The sequence below is a fragment of the Kosakonia sp. WA-90 genome, from assembly GCF_039871955.1.
GTDB classification, from domain to species: domain Bacteria; phylum Pseudomonadota; class Gammaproteobacteria; order Enterobacterales; family Enterobacteriaceae; genus Kosakonia; species Kosakonia oryzendophytica.
Genome location: NZ_JBDPLJ010000002.1, coordinates 367,285 through 382,129 on the forward strand (window position 1 = coordinate 367,285; position 14,845 = coordinate 382,129).

Consider the following 14,845-nt stretch of genomic DNA (forward strand, 5'->3'; position numbering starts at 1 on the left):
TTCAGGGACAGTCCAATGTCGGTGATGAAGAAAAACATTGTCAAACTGCGCGAAGAGGAGCGTGCGCGCCTGATTTGGCTACTGACGACCCATAAAACGCTTACCGCGACGCTACTGGGCGAGATCACTCTCGTCGAGCAGTTGGATGGGGAAAGGCTCGATCAGGACCTGGCGGAAGTCCGTGCGCTGGTGTCCCATTTGCCACCGCCAGATTTGGCTGACACGCTTGAAGCGTTACCCGTGGATGAACGCCATGCATTGTGGCGGCTGGTGGAGGATGGCAAACGCGGGAAAGTGTTGCTTGAAGCCTCGGAAAATGTCTGGGATGACCTGATTGATGAAATGAGCGATCGCGCACTGCTCGCTATCCTGGAAACCGTGGATATCGACGATAGGATCTGGCTGGTGCAGCACTTACCGCGGAATCTCATCGGGCGGTTAATGGCCACGCTGCCGCCGGCAGAACGCGCCCGTGTCCGCCAGGTGATGCGTTACGCTAAAAATTGTGTTGGCGCGCTCATGGAGTTCGAAGTTATCACCGTTCGTTCAGAGGTGACGCTGGCGGCGGTACAGCGCTATTTGCGCAGGCTTGGCAGGATGCCGGAAAACACCGATAAGTTGTTTGTTATCGGGCGTGATAACCGCCTGGTGGGAGAACTCGGGCTGCAAACCATTTTGCTTAATGCCGCAGGCAAGCGGGTAAGCGACGTGATGGATGCCGATCCGGTGATGTTTTCGCCAGAGGATGACGCGGAGAAGGTTGCTCGTACCTTTGAACGTGACAATCTGGTCAGTGCGGCGGTGGTAGACAGTAATGGCATGCTGATGGGGCGTCTGACGATTGATGAGATCGTCAATGTGGTATACGAAGAAACCGACAATGATATGCGTCAGATGGGCGGCCTGAGCACGGAAGAAGATGTGTTTGCGCCAGTGACCAAAGCCGTAAGAACGCGCTGGGTGTGGCTGGCGACCAATTTGTGCACGGCGTTTATCGCCTCCAGGGTTATTGACGGTTTTGAACATACGATTTCGCAACTGGTGGCACTGGCGTCGCTGATGCCTATCGTTGCCGGGATCGGCGGTAACACCGGTAATCAGACCATTACCATGATTGTCCGGGCGCTGGCGCTACAGAACATTCAGCCGGGTAACATTACCTTTTTGATTCTGCGCGAGATGGGGGTAGCGCTGATTAACGGCCTGGTGTGGGGCGGGATCATGGGAGGGGTGACCTGGTGGTTGTATGACGATGCCGCACTCGGTGGTGTCATGACGCTGGCGATGGTGCTGAACCTGCTGATGGCCGCGCTAATGGGAGTATTAATCCCGATGATCATGACCCGGCTGGGGCGCGACCCGGCGGTCGGCTCCAGCGTGATGATCACCGCGATTACCGATACCGGTGGTTTCTTTATTTTTCTCGGGCTGGCAACACTGTTTCTGCTGTAGCTTGCGGTTTCTTCCGCCACCTCGCGGGCGTGACCGCCAGCGCGGCAACCACAACACGATCAGTAAGATCAGGACAAACAGCGCCACAATCAGCGCAGCTCTGCGCCAGAAAAACAAAAATCAGGCTGCCCGGCGCGTTAACAAAACCGGTCATCACCGCGTGCGGAATAAAACGCATCAGGCACGTCATGCCGGTCAGCCCCAAAATGATTTGAATGACTCCCGCCAGCAATAGTGCAGGCAAAATGTATTCCACACCATTTTGATGAAACCTCGGTCCGATAACTAATGCGACTGGTCCTGCCGCTGCCATTATCATTGCCAGCCGTCCACCGAATAACGACATGGAAAGGCACCGTACAACAGAGGCAATCAGACTCACTTTCGGGGCAACCCCAGGCTCTCACCGAAAACGAGATCGCTTCAGGACTCAGTGCTCTCTACTGCGCGGGTGAACAACTGCCGCGAGCGAAGATCATCGTTTCTCAGCAGTGCAAAATGGCTTGCTTTTTGGGTCATAAGATTGTGTAGGTGAGAGGCTTCTTCGCGCAGGAAAAGGCGTTCGGGCAGGTGGAAAAACGCAAAACTATAGCAGACTCTGGCCGTTTATGACCAGCGAAATGCGTTAAATCTAATGCAAAAAATCAACTTATTAGTAACATTTATACAATGGAAATTTAATGATTAAACATTATTTAAATCTCATTGTGTAAGTGCTACGTTAGAAGCGCTAACGACTTTACCCTCAATAAATGCGAATAAAACAGCACTAAAAGTAAGGCAATGACAACATGAAAAAAATGACTGCCAGGCTGTTTTCGATGGCTGTCGGGCTAAATGCTGTCTCGAAAGCAGCAAAAGGTTCCGCATCGAAAGAGCAGGAAACAGATGTGCTTTTAATTGGTGGTGGGATCATGAGCGCCACGCTGGGAACCTGGCTGCAAGAGCTGGAGCCCGACTGGTCGATCACCATGGTAGAGCGGCTGGATGCCCTGGCGGAAGAGAGTTCGAATGGCTGGAACAACGCCGGAACCGGGCATGCCGCATTAATGGAACTGAACTACACGCCGCAAAGTGCGGATGGCACCATCAGTATCAAAAAAGCGATTGAAATCAACGAAGCCTTTCGTATTTCTCGCCAGTTTTGGGCGCATCAGGTGAAAACCGGTGTGCTCAACAACCCCCGCTCCTTTATTAATACCGTGCCGCACATGAGCCTTGTGTGGGGCGATGACAATGTCAACTTCCTGCGCGCACGCTATAAAGCGCTGCAGCAGAGTTCCCTGTTCCGCGGCATGCGCTATTCCGAAGATGCTGAGCAGATCAGACAGTGGGCACCGCTGGTGATGGAAGGGCGCGACGCGAAGCAGAAAATTGCGGCCACCCGGACGGAAATTGGCACCGATGTGAACTTTGGTGAGCTGACCCGCCAGATGATTGGCGCATTGCAGAAAAAAGAGAACTTCTCACTGCAACTGGGTACGGAAGTGCGTGGTCTCAAGCGCAATGCGGATAATAGCTGGAGCGTGACACTCCATTCGCTGAAAGGCGGCGGTGAGCAGGTAATCCGGGCGAAGTTTATCTTTATTGGCGCGGGTGGTGCGGCGCTTAAGCTGCTGCAAGAATCTGGCATTCCGGAAGCGGCGGATTATGCCGGTTTCCCGGTGGGCGGCCAGTTTCTTGTTTCCGAAAACCCGGACGTGGTGAATCACCATCTGGCAAAAGTCTACGGTCAGGCTACCGTGGGCGCGCCGCCGATGTCAGTGCCACATATTGATACGCGTATTATTGACGGTAAGCGTGTGCTGCTGTTTGGGCCGTTTGCCACCTTCTCGACGCGTTTCCTGAAAAACGGATCATTATGGGATCTGCTTCGCTCCACCAATACCTCCAACGTACTGCCAATGCTGACTGTCGGCATGACCAACTTTAGTCTGGTTAAATATCTGGTCGGTCAGGTGCTGCAAAATGAAGACGATCGTTTTGATGCGCTGCGCGAATACTACCCGTTGGCGATGAAAGAAGACTGGCGTTTATGGCAGGCTGGTCAGCGTGTGCAGATCATCAAGCGTGAACCCGGTAAGGGCGGGGTGTTGCGACTGGGCACTGAAGTGGTCAGTGATAAAGAAGGTACTATCGCCGCGCTGTTAGGGGCATCGCCGGGGGCATCGACCGCTGCGCCGATTATGCTGGAGCTGATGGAGAAAGTGTTCACGGAACGGTTTGCTTCCGCAAGCTGGCAGGCAAAACTGAAAGAGATCATCCCTTCATTCGGCACTGAACTGAACGGTAATATTGACGCTGCTGACGCTGAGCTGCGTTACACCAGCGAGATTCTGGGGCTGAAATGTGACGAATCGCTGATTGCCGATGTTACCCCGCCGGTGCAAAAACCGGCTCTGCATCCGCAGAGCGACAGCGAAACCGTGGCGGATATCGCGCTGTAATTACCATTCCGGACGCACTAAGCCGTAACGACCCTGTTACGGCTTTTTTATTACCTCTGTGATGCCCCGCGGCCATTCTCGCGCCAATCATCCCGTAAAGGCTTCATCCGTTCTTATCGCAAACGGATCGATATGCACCATGACATTAAGAACCTCCTTTTTTGTCATGACCCTTTCGCGTGCCGCAACAGCAATGTCATGCCCATCTCTGACAGAGAGATGTTCCGGAACCTCCAGATGCACATCGACCAGGATGAGATCGCCCGCTTTGCGGGTTTTCATATCATGGAGACCCGCAACACCGGGTGTGGAGAGAAGGATCGTTTTTATTTCATGCTCTTTTTCTGCGTCAACAGAACGATCCATCAGGTCTTGCAAGGCGTCTTTGGCGAATGCATATCCCATCCGGGCTATCAGCACGCCAACCACGAAGGCCGCAACGGGATCAAACCAGGCATATCCGGCCAGTGTTCCGGTAATGCCGATCGCGACCACAACGGATGATGCTGCATCTGAGCGGGCATGCCAGGCATTGGCAATAAGCAGGGTGGACTGGATGCGTGTTGCCACGCTGAGCATGTAACGGAAGAGGATTTCCTTCGCGACCAGCGTAGCAAGAGCCACCCAAAGGGCCACGATATGAATGTCGCTAAGCGTTTCCGGATGCTGTAATTTTCCGATAGCAGACCATAGCATTCCCACTCCAACGGCTATCAACATGATCCCAAGTATCATCGACGCGCCATTTTCATACCGCCAGTGCCCGTAATGATGGTCATTGTCTGAAGGCTTACGGCTTTTTTTATTGGCAAACAACACAACAACATCGGCAATCAAATCAGAAAACGAATGAATACCCTCAGCAACAAGCCCCTGAGAAGCTGAAAATAAGCCGGTAATAATCTGAATACATGAAAGTATTAAATTAACCACGACACTGACGACGGTACTCCTTTGCGCCATTATTGATCGGTTATGATACCCATTATCATTTCGCATATTAATATTCCATTTATGAGGAAAAGCTCAATGCGCGGATTATATTTGTATAATCTTAATGTAGCGTTAAGCATAAAAAAATAAATTGCTTACTCTGTCGGGCCAGATAATTTTTCATATATCAATAATACTGAATGAAATGGGTATATTGATAAACAGGAAAACACTACTATGCACCGGGAACTCCACAGTATTGGAAGGGTAGGATGGCTCAGAGCCGCTGTGCTCGGAGCAAACGACGGCATTGTCTCAACCGCCAGCCTTGTGTTGGGTGTTGCTTCGGCGCAGACATCCTCCTCTGGCGTGCTACTGGCTGGCGTCGCCGGATTAGTCGCAGGGGCCATGTCGATGGCAACCGGCGAATATGTTTCTGTCTCCTCGCAGGCGGATACGGAAAACGCCGCGTTGGCACAGGAAAAAGAAGAGCTCGCTGTGAATTATGAAGGCGAAGTACAGGAGCTTATGTCGCTGTACGTGAAACGGGGTCTGGAGCCGTCACTTGCTCATCAGGTTGCAGAGCAGTTAATGGCGCACGATGCGCTGGATGCCCATGCCAGAGAAGAGCTGGGGCTAACGGGCACGAATAGTGCACGCCCGCTTCAGGCGGCGCTTTTTTCCGCTGTCAGTTTTTCTGCCGGGGCTGTATTACCTGTCATGGTGGCCTGGTTAACACCCGCAGGGTTTGTTCTGCCGTTTGTGATTCTCTCCACGTTGTTTTCTCTGGCGGTGCTGGGATACATCTCGTCCATTGCAGGGAAGGCACCTGCGGCAATGGCAATCATCAGAACGACATTCTGGAGCGCACTGGCGATGGCGCTTTCGATGGGAGCTGGTTCGCTTGTCGGCCATGCGCTGGCATAGCGTTCTATTTATTTCACAGGAATGATTAAAAATGAAAAAATACGCAGGAAGTCAGATGTTCATGCACTGGCTGGTTTTATTGCTTATTATCGTAACGTACGCGGCTATGGAATTTAAGGGGATTTTCCCCAAAGATTCTGTCGGCCGCTATTGGATGGGAATAACACATTACACATGTGGAGTTACAGTATTTATCCTGATGCTAATCAGACTGGTATTGAGAGTAATAAATACTGAGCCACCAGTGGTTCCGCCACTGCCGTTATGGCAGAAGCGGAGCGCCTCTTTTGTCCACATACTATTATATGTAATTTTTATTGCTCTGCCGTTACTCGGTGTGGCATCACTCTTTTTTGGCCAGAAAGAATGGGCCTTCTTTTTTATAACCATGCCGGTATCTGCTGTTAAAAATAGTTTATTACAGCATAGCCTGAAGGAAGTACATGAGGCGCTGGCTAATGCGGGATACTTTATTATTGGGTTGCATGCTGCTGCGGCATTACTGCACCACTATGTATTACGCGATAACACGCTGCTCAGAATGCTTCCCGGAAAGCGTGCCAATTAATCGGTGTGATGACGGTTTTTTCCACGGGCAGGCGTGTTTTTCGCATGACGTCCGTGGGTGAGTGCGATACAGGAGCACCGCGGGCAGGTGTTTCGCAAAGCAGGCCGCCATCTGACAGCGTTCCTTCATTTTACCTTTGTTTTACCTTTTCCAAATCGCACGCATAAAAAAACCAGCCCCAAGGGGCTGGTTTTTCTGGGGAATTTTGGTCGGCACGAGAGGATTTGAACCTCCGACCCCTGACACCCCATGACAGTGCGCTACCAGGCTGCGCTACGTGCCGACATGTGGCGCTAATAGTACCCTTTTCATCGCTGAATGCAAGTGAAGGGCAGGCTGAGTGATTCATAATTAATCAATCAGTTAGCGATAAAACGTTTTTCATCCGTCAGAACCTGCAGCAGTAAACTGAGTTGTGGTTTCTGTTCGCGGATTTTCTCGCCTTGTGCATTCCAGGTGCGGTAATTCCCGTTCTGACCGAGCACCAGCGTTATCTCTGGCGTGGTAATCGCCAACGTATCGCCATTCGCCGCCGTGACCCAATTATGACGTCTCGTGGCGTTAAACAGATCCTGTCCCTGTGAGTACTCGTTTGCAGGCGTGCTGACATGTAGCAGGCGCTGCATCAGCGTGGTCATAATATCTTTATGATCCGTCAGCTTGCTGATGCGTTGAGCAGGCGTTCCCGGCCAGTGCACAACCAGCGGAACATGCAGTCTGCTGCGCGACCAGTCGAAATTAGCGTCATCTTTGCTTTCTGGTATACCGTGACCGGCAGTGATAATCACCACGGTGTCATCCAGCTTGCCGGATTCACGCAGCGCATCGAGCACGCGGGCAATTTGCGTATCGACGTCTGATGCGGCGCGGCTGTATTTACGGGCAAAGCCCTGCTGATTGCTGTCCAGCGCGGCGGTGCCATTCAGCGATACCCAGGAGAACCAGCGGTTATCATCCTGCGCGTAGTGCCCCAGCCAGTTAATCCACTGATCGGCGGTTTGCTCATCACTTTGCGGTTTTGCCGCCGGCAGGGAGAAATCAGACAACAGCGCCTGACGATAGAGCGGGCTGCTAAAGCCATCAGACGAGAACAGACCCAACTGATAACCTTGCTGGTTGAAAGCGGTAATCAGCGCGGCCGGAATACGCGCCGACAGCACACCATCCATATAACTTGCCGAGATGCCGTAGAACAGGCCGAAATAGCCACTGTCTGCGGTATTGCCTGAACTCATATGCTGCGTAAATGCCACATTCTGCTGCGCGAAACTGGCCAGTTGCGGCATCTGTTTCTCATACCGCGAATAGTTGAGGCCATCGACGGTAATCAGCAAGACGTTGTGTCCTGCGCCCATATCCTGATAGCGCAGATCGCTCAATGGATATTGAACAGAAACCGCTTCCGGATTCCCCTGTTCCACCAGGCGACGTTGATAATCCTGCGCATCCAGCAGCCCGTGTTTTTCCAGAAAACGACGCGCGGTCATAGGATAAGAGAGTGGCAGGTTGGCACGCTGCATGGTGATAGGGCGATAAAAATTAGCGTCTGCCCAGATGTACATCACATGGGTGGCGATAAAGGCGACGAAGAAGAAAGCAGCGACGGGTTTGGCATAATGGCGACGCCGGGTAAGGCTGCGCAGTTTTTGCCAGCTCCAGGTCGCAAATAGCATCTCAATGAGCAGGATCACTGGCACGCTAATAAACATCAGCTGCCAGTCCCGCGCCATCTCATTTTGATCCGGGTTAATCACCAGTTCCCAGACGACGGGGTTAAGGTGCAGGTGGAAACGGGTAAAAACTTCGCTATCGATAAGCAATAGCGTCATACCCGCTGTCGCGAGGATCGCAGACAGCACCCGCATAAGCCGCTGCGACATCACAATAAATGTCAGCGGAAAGAGGATCAGCAAGTAGGCGGCGAACACCAGAAAGCTGAAATGACCGGCAATGCTCAGGTATGAATAGAGGCGACCGGAGAGCGTGGTGGGCCAGTCGGCGACGAACAGATAGCGGCTACCCAGTACAATGGACAACAGAATGTTGAACAAAGCAAACCAGTGTCCCCAGCTAACCATCTGGGAGACTTTTTCAAAGTAGCGCTGACGATTCGTCACCATAAACTGTCGATATTTCCCTTAATGCGCTTTGTCGTCGCCAATTGACGATTGTAACGCCTGAGCGAACGACTTTGCGATAGCCTGGCGCTGCGCAGGGGCGACGCTGGTATTGATCAGGTTTGTCACCATATTGCCCAGGACCATCAGTGACAGATCGGTCGGCGTTTTGTGTTTTTCCAGCACGCTGGCAAGCTCACTGAGCAGTTGTTCAACGTGTTCATCGCTGTAACGGGAGATTTGTGGCATAAATCGACATCAATTTGTGTGTTCATGAAAGGGCAACATATTACCGTAGCAACAGCTTTTTTTCTGCTTTTTTATCTGCTGTTGCACAGTCGCGTTGGTGGTGGTTGAATACCGCGGTCTAAAAGGAGAGTTTATCATGAGTCTGGACATCAACCAGATTGCCCTGCATCAGCTTATCAAACGCGATGAGCAAACCCTCGAGCTGGTGCTGCGCGATTCTTTGCTGGAACCTACCGCGCCTGTTGAAGAGATGGTCGAAGAACTGCACCGGGTGTATAGCGCAAAAAATAAAGCTTACGGCCTGTTTAACGAAGAGAGTGAGCTGGCGCAGGCACTCCGTTTGCAACGCCAGGGCGAAGAAGAATTTCTCGCCTTCAGCCGTGCGGCGACCGGGCGCTTACGTGATGAACTGGCGAAATATCCGTTTGCTGATGGCGGTATTGTCCTGTTTTGCCACTACCGTTACCTGGCGGTGGAATACCTGCTGGTGGCGGTGCTGAACAACTTAAGCAGTATGCGTGTTAACGAGAATCTGGATATTAGCTCTACGCACTATCTGGATATTAATCATGCGGATATTGTGGCCCGTATCGATTTAACCGAGTGGGAAACGAACCCGGAGTCAACCCGTTACTTAACCTTCCTGAAAGGGCGGGTAGGGCGCAAAGTTGCCGATTTCTTTATGGATTTTCTTGGCGCCAGCGAAGGGTTGAATGCCAAAGCGCAAAACCGCGGCTTGTTGCAGGCGGTGGATGACTTTACTGCGCAGGCGGAATTGGATAAATCAGAGCGTCAGACCGTGCGCCAGCAGGTCTATACCTATTGCAACGAACAGTTGCAGGCGGGTGAGGAGATTGAACTGGCCTCGCTTTCAAAAGAGCTGGCTGGCGTGAGCGAAGTGAGTTTCGAAGAGTTTACCGCCGGTCAGGGCTATGAGCTGGAAGAGAGTTTCCCGGCGGATCGCAGCACGTTGCGTCAGCTTACCAAGTACGCGGGTAGCGGCGGTGGTCTCACCATCAATTTCGATGCATTGCTGCTCGGCGAGCGTATTTTCTGGGATCCAGCGACCGATACGCTGACCATCAAAGGAACGCCGCCAAATCTGCGCGACCAGTTGCAGCGGCGTTTTAACGGCGGAAAATAGCCCGTGAATCCTGCCCGGAAGGGCGGGTTTCTGTGAGGCACAGATATAAAAAAACCCCGCCGTGGCGGGGTTTCTTCAACTTTGTCGGCGATTAAGCGCGAACGAAGTCGATGTGAGTCAGTTTCGGTTTGTAAGCGTGACGCTGTACAGCCTGAACTTTCGCTTTTACTTCTTTGCCATCAACAACGATGGTCACAACTTCGCTATAGAACTCAGCTTTCGCTTGCAGGTTCCACAGTTTGTCATGATCCAGTTCGATAGCGATCGGAGCTTCAGTTCCACCGTAAACGATAGCCGGGAACTTGTTAGCTGCGCGCAGGCGGCGGCTCGCACCCTTACCCTGCTCTTTACGTACGTCTGCGTTAATAGTAAACATTTAAATCTCTCTTAAATAGATCCTGTTACAGGCGACCCAGCAACAGGCAGATGATCGGCTTTCGCGGATGCAAAAGCGGGCGGTATTCTATCCCCGAATACCCGATACATCAATCAAAAGCGCGTTTATCCGCGTAATTCATGCGCCCGACGAAAGCGACCTTCATAATCGAAGACTTTTTCCCGCACTTGCCAGAACTGCCCCTTGAGGCGCGCTACCACAAAATCAGGGTGTCGTAGCCGTGCCTGTTGCGCGATGATATCCGTGGCGACAATCCAGCGCAGGGGCACGCCAGGCGTGCGGGTATGCGGGCGAATGAACAGTTGTTCGAAAGCGGTGCGCTGAGCGGCGGTTTGCAGACGGAAGCGCTCACTGACATCCGCGCCGTCTTCGTCGTAGTAGGTGATTTTCAACCATTCGCCTTTCGCATCCGCCCCTTGTTGTAATGTCATACCACTACAGCGCAGTACCAGCGCATCTTTGAGCTTCAGCGCCGCTTTCAGCATATCGTCGGGGTCAACCAGCACGCAGTCGCAACTTCGGCAGCGGCGGGCGGCAATGTCATTTTCCGCATTGCATTGCGGGCAGTTTTTAAAGCGAAAGCGATAATCACACTGCTCCCGATGGCCTTCATCATCTTCCAGCCAGCCCTGGCAACGGCGGCCAAAATGTTCGATCAGCGTGCCATCGGCAGTGGTTTTCCCCCAGAAGGTGTTGGCAAAACCGCAACCGGGGCAGAACACCTGCACCGGAACATTGTCACTTTTGCCTTTTGGTGCACCAATTTCCGGTGCGTAGAGATCGTGAGGGTTGCCCGCGTAATCCAGGATCAGGCAGTCGGTTTTTCCGGGTGCCAGCCGCAGACCACGCCCGACGATTTGCTGATACAGGCTGACAGACTCCGTCGGACGTAAAATAGCAATCAGGTCGACATGCGGCGCATCAAAGCCGGTGGTCAACACGGACACGTTCACCAGATAACGAAACTGTTGTTGTTTAAATGCCGCGATCAACGCATCGCGTTCCGGGCCAGCTGTATCACCGGTGATAAGCGCGGCGTCATCGGCGGGCAGCAGGCCGGTAATCTCTTTGGCATGTTCAACGGTGGCGGCAAAGATCATCACCCCTTTGCGCGTCTGCGCAAACTCAACGATTTGGCTGACAATATGCGGTGTAATGCGTTGCTGTTTTTTCAGCTCGCGGTTCAGATCAGCTTCACTGAACAGACCGTTGCTCTGTGCCTGCAGGCGGCTGAAATCATACTGCACCACAGGCATATCCAGCCGCTCCGGCGGGGTAAGATAGCCATGTTTAATCATATAGCGCAGCGGAAGCTCATAAATGCAGTCGCGGAACAACGCCTTTTCGTCACCGCGCACCATCCCATGATAATGAAAACGGTAAATCCAGCCTTTGCCGAGACGGAAGGGGGTTGCCGTCAAACCGAGCAGACGTAAGTGGGGGTTGACCTCACGCAGATGCGCCAGGATTTGCTGATACTGGCTGTCGTCATCATCACTGATACGGTGGCACTCATCTACCACCAACAGTGAAAACTCGCCCTGAAACTGCGACAGGTTACGTGCCACGGATTGCACGCTGCCAAACACCACTTTGCCGTTGCTCTGTTTACGCTTTAACCCGGCAGCGAAGATATCCGCTTCCAGCCCAAGCGCAACATACTTGGCGTGGTTTTGTGCTACCAGCTCTTTGACATGCGCCAGCACCAGCACGCGACCGCGCGCCAGACGTGCCAGTTCGGCTATCACCAGGCTTTTCCCGGCACCGGTCGGCAGTACAATAACCGCAGGTTCTGCATGTTGACGAAAATGGGCGAGGGTGGCGTCCACCGCTTCGCGTTGGTAAGGGCGCAGCGTAAAAGTCATTGTCTCGATAAGGTTGCAGATAGACGGCGCATAGTATGCCACGAATCTTTCCCTTGAGCGGTGTATGATGGCCGCTATACTACTCACGTTTATAACGTCTTTTTTGGGCGTCATGCCCGCATCCAGCACCATACAGGCTAAAAAACTTCATGCGACTTGATAAGTTTATCGCTCAGCAACTTGGCGTCAGCCGCGCCATTGCCGGGCGTGAAATCCGTGCTCATCGTGTTACCGTCGATGGCGAGATTGTGAGAGATACCGCGTTTAAACTGCAACCCGAGCACGATGTTGAGTACGACGGCAACACCCTCGTTCAGCAAACTGGCCCGCGTTACTTTATGCTCCACAAACCGGAAGGCTACGTCTGCTCAACGGATGACCCGGATCATCCGACGATCCTCTATTTTCTTGATGAGCCGGTCGCTCATAAGCTTCATGCCGCAGGACGTCTGGATATTGACACCACCGGTCTGGTGCTGATGACCGATGACGGTCAATGGTCGCACCGCATCACTTCGCCACGTCACCATTGTGAAAAAACCTACCTGGTTACCCTTGAATCACCGGTGAGCGACGACACGGCGGAACAATTTGCCCGCGGCGTACAGTTGCATAATGAAAAAGAACTCACCAAACCTGCGGTACTGGAAGTGGTGACGCCGACCCAGGTTCGTCTGACCATCAGCGAAGGCCGCTACCATCAGGTTAAACGCATGTTTGCCGCCGTGGGCAATCATGTCGTGGGGCTGCATCGTGAGCGTATTGGCGCGATTGCGTTGGATGCGGATCTGGAGCCAGGCGAGTACCGTCCACTGACGGAAGACGAAATTGCCAGTGTAGGCATGCCCTCACGCTAATATCAGGAGACTGACGTGACCTCAAGGCCACACTCTTCGTTACGCATTGTGTTTATTCTCGGCCTGCTGGCGATGTTAATGCCACTGTCCATCGATATGTACCTGCCTGCGCTGCCTGTGATTGCTGAGCAGTTCGGCGTACCGGCCGGCAGTGCGCAAATGACGTTGAGCACCTATATCCTGGGGTTTGCGGTAGGTCAGTTGCTCTATGGGCCGATGGCTGACAGCATCGGCCGTAAGCCGGTTATTCTCGGCGGAACACTGATTTTTGCGGCAGCGGCAGTGGCCTGTGCGTTGGCGCAAAGTATTGACCAGTTAATCACCATGCGTTTTTTCCACGGTCTTGCCGCCGCTGCGGCAAGCGTGGTGATTAATGCTCTGATGCGCGATATCTATCCGCGGGAGGAGTTCTCCCGCATGATGTCATTTGTCATGCTGGTCACCACCATCGCTCCGTTACTGGCACCTATGGTGGGGGGCGCGGTGTTGATTTGGTTCGGCTGGCATGTGATTTTCTGGATCCTCGCCATTGCCGCTTTGCTGGCTTCGGCGATGATTGCCTTTTTTATTCGCGAAACGCTACCGGTAGAAAAGCGGCAAAAGTTCCATTTGCGCACGACGATCGGTAATTTCGCTTCGCTGTTTCGCCATAAACGTGTGCTGAGCTATATGCTGGCAAGCGGTTTCAGCTTTGCCGGAATGTTCTCGTTTCTGAGCGCCGGGCCGTTCGTCTATATACAGCTCAACCACGTTTCGCCGCAGAATTTCGGTTACTACTTCGCGCTGAATATTGTCTTTCTGTTTATGACGACCATTATTAATGGCCGTATTGTCCGCCGCGTTGGGGCACTAAACATGTTTCGCAGTGGGCTGTGGGTGCAGTTTGCTATGGCGCTGTGGATGGTCGTGACGGCGCTACTGGATATCGGGTTCTGGTCGCTGGTGCTGGGTGTGGCGGTATTTGTGGGGTGCGTAGCGTTGGTCGCCTCTAACGCCATGGCTGTCATTCTTGATGAGTTTCCACATATGGCGGGTACGGCGTCTTCCCTGGCCGGGACCTTTCGTTTTGGCATTGGCGCGGTTGTGGGCGCACTGCTGTCGATGGCGACCTTTAACTCTGCCTGGCCGATGATCTGGTCCATCACGTTTTGCGCGACCAGTTCCATTCTCTTCTATCTCTACGCCAGTCGCGGTAAAAAACCGGCATAACCCCTCCCCACAGGGAGCAAAAATGCTCCCTTGTTTGATGCATATCAACTCAGATTGACATACCTTCAGACATGTTTGTTTATTTTATGTAAAATCCATTTATGTAAAAAGTCACACTATTGTAGTGAAAAAGGTTGAGTTAGATCGCAGAAACGGGTACATATAGCCCGAAACCCGGCCCGCCGCTTAGCCATTAAAACCCTGATAAATGAGCGGTCAGCCCTCACACTGCGCAGGATTGAACCTTTTCTGCGAGGTTGACAGGACGATTTGTCAATAGTGTGTTAATATAAATGTGAAATATTTGTGAAGTAAAAGTGCTTCGGGGAAAGAAAGTGAATACATTCCAGCTCTCCATCATCCACCGCCTCCCCCAGTGCTATCGCTGGCTGGAGGGTTTTGCAGGCGCAAAAGTTGAACCGATTCCGCAAAACGGTCAGTCTGCGGATGACAGTCTTGTCGCATTGAAACTGCTGAGTCCGGATGGCGACAATGCCTGGCCGGTAATGCACAAACTCAGCCAGGCATTGAGCGATATCGAAGTGGATTGCTCGGTACTGGAATGCGAAGGGGAACCGTGCCTGTTCGTTAACCGCCAGGATGAGTTTGCCGCGACCTGTCGCCTGAAAAATTTCGGCGTTGCCATCGCGGAACCTTTCTCCGGGCAGAACCCTTTCTGA

13 protein-coding genes, 1 tRNA gene and 1 pseudogene are annotated in these 14,845 nt (G+C 52.7%); 8 read left to right on the plus strand and 7 right to left on the minus strand.

Translation table 11 applies throughout. The features are described 5' to 3' along the window. Positions 1-15 precede the first annotated feature (15 nt). Positions 16-1,452, plus strand: coding sequence for a magnesium transporter (mgtE, locus tag ABGA49_RS04950; RefSeq protein WP_347665213.1), 1,437 nt, complete (start codon positions 16-18; stop codon positions 1,450-1,452). Positions 1,453-1,491: 39 nt separating this feature from the next. On the opposite strand, the pseudogene ABGA49_RS04955 reads toward mgtE, so the two are convergent. Beyond that, positions 1,492-1,971 (minus strand): annotated as a pseudogene (locus tag ABGA49_RS04955) (SulP family inorganic anion transporter); the annotation flags it as partial. A gap of 272 nt (positions 1,972-2,243) precedes the next feature. Here ABGA49_RS04955 and mqo point away from each other — a divergent pair. Continuing rightward, complete coding sequence (mqo, locus tag ABGA49_RS04960) at positions 2,244-3,899, plus strand: malate dehydrogenase (quinone) (RefSeq protein WP_061493961.1); 1,656 nt, start codon at positions 2,244-2,246, stop codon at positions 3,897-3,899. Positions 3,900-3,986: 87 nt separating this feature from the next. On the opposite strand, the gene ABGA49_RS04965 is transcribed toward mqo, so the two are convergent. Next, on the minus strand, positions 3,987-4,898 hold the full coding sequence (locus ABGA49_RS04965) for a cation diffusion facilitator family transporter (protein WP_347665214.1): 912 nt from the start codon (positions 4,896-4,898) through the stop codon (positions 3,987-3,989). 171 nt (positions 4,899-5,069) lie between these two features. On the opposite strand from ABGA49_RS04965, the gene ABGA49_RS04970 reads away from it, so the two are divergent. Together ABGA49_RS04970 and cybB are read left to right on the plus strand one after the other, a co-directional pair. Continuing rightward, positions 5,070-5,759, plus strand: coding sequence for a VIT family protein (locus ABGA49_RS04970; protein WP_061493963.1), 690 nt, complete (start codon positions 5,070-5,072; stop codon positions 5,757-5,759). A 31-nt stretch (positions 5,760-5,790) separates the two neighbouring features. Next, on the plus strand, positions 5,791-6,327 hold the full coding sequence (cybB, locus tag ABGA49_RS04975; protein ID WP_061493964.1) for a cytochrome b561: 537 nt from the start codon (positions 5,791-5,793) through the stop codon (positions 6,325-6,327). 206 nt (positions 6,328-6,533) lie between these two features. Here cybB and ABGA49_RS04980 read toward each other — a convergent pair. The 3 genes from ABGA49_RS04980 to ABGA49_RS04990 all read right to left on the minus strand — a co-directional run bounded on the left by ABGA49_RS04980 (position 6,534) and on the right by ABGA49_RS04990 (position 8,693). Beyond that, positions 6,534-6,610 (minus strand) — tRNA-Pro (locus tag ABGA49_RS04980). Positions 6,611-6,686: 76 nt separating this feature from the next. Continuing rightward, positions 6,687-8,447 (minus strand): LPS biosynthesis-modulating metalloenzyme YejM, encoded by a 1,761-nt coding sequence (gene yejM / locus ABGA49_RS04985; protein WP_061493965.1) that lies wholly within the window; start codon positions 8,445-8,447, stop codon positions 6,687-6,689. An 18-nt stretch (positions 8,448-8,465) separates the two neighbouring features. After that, positions 8,466-8,693, minus strand: a complete 228-nt coding sequence (locus tag ABGA49_RS04990) for a YejL family protein (protein ID WP_061493966.1) — start codon at positions 8,691-8,693, stop codon at positions 8,466-8,468. Positions 8,694-8,829: 136 nt separating this feature from the next. Between ABGA49_RS04990 and yejK the strand changes: the two genes are divergently transcribed. After that, positions 8,830-9,837, plus strand: a complete 1,008-nt coding sequence (yejK, locus tag ABGA49_RS04995; protein ID WP_061493967.1) for a nucleoid-associated protein YejK — start codon at positions 8,830-8,832, stop codon at positions 9,835-9,837. 91 nt (positions 9,838-9,928) lie between these two features. Here yejK and rplY read toward each other — a convergent pair whose 3' ends face one another. Both rplY and ABGA49_RS05005 read right to left on the minus strand, forming a co-directional pair. Then, positions 9,929-10,213 carry a 50S ribosomal protein L25 gene (gene rplY, locus ABGA49_RS05000; protein ID WP_347665215.1) on the minus strand — a complete coding sequence of 95 codons (285 nt, stop codon included), beginning with the start codon at positions 10,211-10,213 and terminating at the stop codon, positions 9,929-9,931. A gap of 125 nt (positions 10,214-10,338) precedes the next feature. Continuing rightward, a complete protein-coding gene (locus ABGA49_RS05005) occupies positions 10,339-12,099 on the minus strand; it encodes a DEAD/DEAH box helicase (protein WP_061499846.1) in 1,761 nt (586 codons plus the stop codon). A 149-nt stretch (positions 12,100-12,248) separates the two neighbouring features. On the opposite strand from ABGA49_RS05005, the gene rsuA reads away from it, so the two are divergent. From rsuA to ABGA49_RS05020, 3 genes are all read left to right on the plus strand, one after another. Further along, a complete protein-coding gene (gene rsuA, locus ABGA49_RS05010; RefSeq protein WP_134317879.1) occupies positions 12,249-12,956 on the plus strand; it encodes a 16S rRNA pseudouridine(516) synthase RsuA in 708 nt (235 codons plus the stop codon). Between the two features lie 15 nt (positions 12,957-12,971). Next, complete coding sequence (locus tag ABGA49_RS05015; protein ID WP_061493970.1) at positions 12,972-14,165, plus strand: Bcr/CflA family multidrug efflux MFS transporter; 1,194 nt, start codon at positions 12,972-12,974, stop codon at positions 14,163-14,165. 335 nt (positions 14,166-14,500) lie between these two features. After that, on the plus strand, positions 14,501-14,845 hold the full coding sequence (locus ABGA49_RS05020) for a YejG family protein (RefSeq protein WP_061493971.1): 345 nt from the start codon (positions 14,501-14,503) through the stop codon (positions 14,843-14,845).